Source organism: Deinococcus marmoris (genome assembly GCF_001949125.1).
In the GTDB taxonomy this organism is placed as follows: domain Bacteria; phylum Deinococcota; class Deinococci; order Deinococcales; family Deinococcaceae; genus Deinococcus; species Deinococcus marmoris_A.
This window is the reverse complement of the sequence record NZ_MSTI01000112.1, coordinates 1-2,617: the sequence shown is the minus strand read 5'-3', so window position 1 is coordinate 2,617 and position 2,617 is coordinate 1. Positions and strand designations below refer to the sequence as shown.

The 2,617-nt window shown below is 60.2% G+C and carries 3 protein-coding genes and 1 pseudogene; 1 reads left to right on the top strand and 3 read right to left on the bottom strand.

Translation table 11 applies throughout. The features are described 5' to 3' along the window. A partial coding sequence (locus BOO71_RS28430) for a hypothetical protein (protein ID WP_217694906.1) occupies positions 1-254 on the bottom strand: 254 nt, incomplete at its 3' end. A gap of 175 nt (positions 255-429) precedes the next feature. Between BOO71_RS28430 and BOO71_RS16530 the strand changes: the two genes are divergently transcribed. Beyond that, positions 430-1,269: an SDR family oxidoreductase gene (locus tag BOO71_RS16530; RefSeq protein WP_075834173.1), complete on the top strand. Its 840-nt coding sequence runs from the start codon at positions 430-432 to the stop codon at positions 1,267-1,269. Here the strand turns inward: BOO71_RS16530 and BOO71_RS29340 are convergent. Then, positions 1,263-1,442 (bottom strand): annotated as a pseudogene (locus BOO71_RS29340) (IS4 family transposase); the annotation flags it as partial. The gene BOO71_RS16530 and the pseudogene BOO71_RS29340 sit on opposite strands and share 7 nt — an antisense overlap. Before the next feature lie 16 nt (positions 1,443-1,458). Next, the gene (locus BOO71_RS16520) at positions 1,459-2,253 is read right to left on the bottom strand and encodes a transposase (protein WP_083653528.1); all 795 of its coding nucleotides are present in this window, start codon (positions 2,251-2,253) and stop codon (positions 1,459-1,461) included. Between the last annotated feature and the right edge of the window lie 364 nt (positions 2,254-2,617).

Here is a 2,617-nt window from a genome sequence, read left to right as displayed (position 1 = left end):
ATGTCTAGACCTTGCATTTCTGTACCGTGATGTGCGATGACAGTGAAGTCAAAGGCCAGATACGCACCTTCTGGTGCCGATTTCGCCCATTCGGCCAGATCGGTGTCACTCCAGAAGGTGCGTTGACTCAGCGCGGCACTCACCTGACTGGGACAGAGCGGCGTCAGGGCAGCGACTTCCTGAGCCGCACAGGTGCGGCTCAACAGACCCGTGATGAAGGCAAAGGCTATGCTAGACGGACGAAACGTAGACATCTCGCCAAAAGAGCGCAGTGACCGTACTTTTTCAAGTTCTGTCGCTGCGCTCTGCGTTGCCGACGGCACTCAGGCTTTGACTGGAAACTCTTGATGCGATAGCTGGTTCTGAGGCGCACAGCTGCTGTTTCGGCATTGCCGATCTGAAGCGTCCGCCACGGCGTAGGGTGAAGCCATGACCACCGTCCTGATCACCGGCACCTCCTCGGGCATCGGCCTCGCCGCCGCCCTCGCGTTCGCCCGCCAGGGTGCCCACGTCTACGCCACCATGCGCGACACTGACAAAGCTGACCCACTCCGACAGGCCACTGCTCTAGAGAACCTCACCATCGACATTCTCCCCCTGGACGTGCAGGATCGCGCCAGCATCGAGCAGGTCATCGCCACCATTCTGGAACGCCATGGCCAGCTCGACATTCTGGTCAACAACGCCGGGGCTGGGTTCGTGGGGACCATTGAGCAGACCTCGGTGGAGGACGCACGCCGGGTCATGGACGTCAACTTCTTTGGCACCTGGCAGGTCACCCAGGCCGCCCTGCCCGCCATGCGGGAGGCTGGATCGGGACGCATCATCACCCTGAGCAGCATCGGCGGCCTGATTGGGCAACCGTTCAACGACGCATATTGCGCAGCTAAGTTCGCGGTGGAAGGCATGATGGAAAGTCTGGCCCCGGTGATGCGGCTGTTCGGAGTTCATGTGTCGCTGATCGAGCCAGGAGCGGTTCGCACGGAGTTCGTGACCAACGTCGGGCGCTCGGAAGCAGAGAATGCTGGGCCTTATGACTCGATGCTCGCGGCATATATGGGCGGTATGGACGCGGTGTACGCTGCTGGACAGACGGCTGAGCAGGTGGCCGAGGTCATCGTGCAGGTGGCAAATGAGTCGCAGCCGCAGTTGCGGTACCAGACGTCAGCAGGAATCCGGGAGCTGACAGCGCGTAAGTACGTGGACCCGACGGGGGAAAGCGTCCTGGCAATCACGGGGGCACGGCTTAAACGTCCGTCTTCTCAGTAGGTGACAACTTCGCTTCCAGCCTCTTCTGGCGGGCAAAAAGAACGGGTTAACAGATCCAGGAAAGCCACGAATCGTTCGGGTTTCCAACGGAGGGCATCCACGAGATGCTGAGCACCGTGCCGCACCAGACTTACCGCCTTTCGACCATGCTTCAGGATGGGGATGGGTTCAGTACCGGACAACTTGCGTTTAAGTGGCGCTGGGTGCGGAGAAAGGTTGATTTAAGAGGCCGAAGTATATTTCGGCCTGTGGGTGATCCCATCTCAGCGCTCTCGCCAGATATTGCCAGCCATACTGGACCACGCTGACTGCGCGACGACCATGCGCTTTGACTGCGATTGGTTTGGACGCATTCATCCAGACGCCCACCCGCAGACAGCACACCCAGGCCAGCGTGACCAGTCCAAAAAGTCGCTCCAATCGGTCAGCGATTGTCATCGCTGACCGTTCCAGATCAAAACCACGCGACTTCATGCTACTGAACGTACACTCGATGCTCCAGCGCAGTCGGTAGACCGCCCAGGTGTCCCAGACATCCAAATCAGTCGCGAGAACCACGAGGTCGCCATCCGCTGCGCGGGTGGCGACCACCTGCATCACGCAGCCGTAGACCCAGCCCTTCTCAAACAGGCAGCGCATCTTCCCGATCTGGATATCCCCAAACCACTGATCGACGCGCAATTCGTCCACCACGCGATCAGCCCGGATGCGAATCACGCGGCGGATCTTCCGTTTGCGCAGAAAGGTGAACCACTGACGCCCGACAAACTCCCGGTCAGCCACCAGGGCCTTCCAGCGCCGGGCTGGAAGGCTCCCAAGCAGCCTCGCCACCAGTCGCTCGCGGGTGGCCGAGTTGCTGCATCCCCCATGATCAAGTGCCACCCACACGAGCGGCAGCGTGAATCCCTCCAGCACCACCCCCAAGACCAGCAGGTTGAGTGGAGTGTTGCCGTGTTCCCAGTTGGTGCGGTCCAGGCTGAAGATGAGCTTTCCAGCGGGGAGGAGTGAGACGAGAAAGCTTAACTGACATCTTGCAGTTTAGAGAATGAGAGCAGGGGATGCGTGCTGGAAGGCATCAAGCGCGTCTAGCTCCAATTGAAGCGCACGACGATGCACGTCGGGGACGAACGAGAACCTCACGGTTCTCGCCAGGTCGCCCCAGTCCGGCCATATGCCCGGCAGGCGAAGAGGGAGGTCAAGGTCCTGGAGATGACAGAGCAGGAAGGCCAAGCCGGAGAGGCACCACCAGCGCAGGACACCCTGCTTGCTGTGCTGGGCAAAGCGTTCAAGTCCGAAGCGGCCCTTAACCGTTTTGAAAAAGGCTTCGATTCGCCAGCGGCGTTTCCCT